The following is a 995-nucleotide window of genomic DNA, read 5'->3' on the forward strand; positions in this document are numbered from 1 at the left end:
AACATTTCCTCCAGCATCGCCACGTCCGCGCCTTGCATCGGCTCGTCCTCATCCGGCCCCAACTCACGGCGCACAAGGCGAATCGGCTCGGTGCGCTGCGTTCGTCCCGCAGCGGTCATCACATCAAGCGTCAGCGTCCCGTCGAAGTCCTCCGGGTCGATCTGCCAGTTGCCCGGCTCCCAATAAACCTCGGTGGCCGCCTCGGCCGGCACCACCGTCGCGGCATCGGACCGGAAGCTCTCCACGAAACGTCCGGGCAACGCCCACTCGGTGCGTAGGATCTCCTCGCCCGGCTGAGGCTCGTACTCCAGCTTCAGACGCATGCCGCCCAGGGTCCGAAATACCGGTACCTCCGCGGAGGAAAGATCCGCATCCGGCTCGACGAAACGCGCCTCGTGCGGCGCCTTGTAGGATACGGTCCAGCCCGGAGGAAGCCCCGGTACCCATTCCCAGAGGATGTTGGCCGCGTCGCCCAACTGATAGAGCCGCACGGTCATCAGCTCCGGGGCACTCAGCAGCGCCAGGTGGCTAAGGTCGGCGAACTCAACTGTTTGCCCCTCGCCCACAATGGCAATCACCTCCTGCTCGCCCACGGCGAACACCAGCTGCTGGCCGCGACCATCGCCCAGCTGCGGCAGCGCCGCATGGGGCCCCGCCACCAGATCGTAGAGAATGCGCACGAACTCCTCAGCCCCCACACCGTCCTCCGGCTCCAGGGTCACGAATTCGCCCTCTCCCGCCTCGCGTTCCTCCCAGCGCTGAACCGCAGGCTCGGCGAGATCGAATAGCGAAAACTGCATCTCGGGGCGATAAACCCAGCGGTAAGTCGGATCCTCTCCCAACGCGTCACTCCGGCCCGCCGCTAGCAGCGCGTTACGCCGCCGGCGCGTCTCGGCCTCGTCGAAGATCGCGACCTTGACCGGCACGTAGTAGCGCGGGCGAAAACTCAGCAAGCCGTCGCCGGCACCCGTGCCGCCGAAATCCGGGGTGCCTTC

At 66.5% G+C, this 995-nt stretch carries 1 protein-coding gene; it reads right to left on the reverse strand.

Annotated features, from left to right (window positions below; genetic code table 11):
• Window positions 1-995: hypothetical protein (locus tag CAI21_RS23520; protein ID WP_220349087.1), on the reverse strand; the 995-nt coding region annotated here is incomplete at both ends.

It is taken from the genome of Alkalilimnicola ehrlichii (assembly GCF_003399765.1).
Lineage (GTDB): Bacteria > Pseudomonadota > Gammaproteobacteria > Nitrococcales > AK92 > AK92.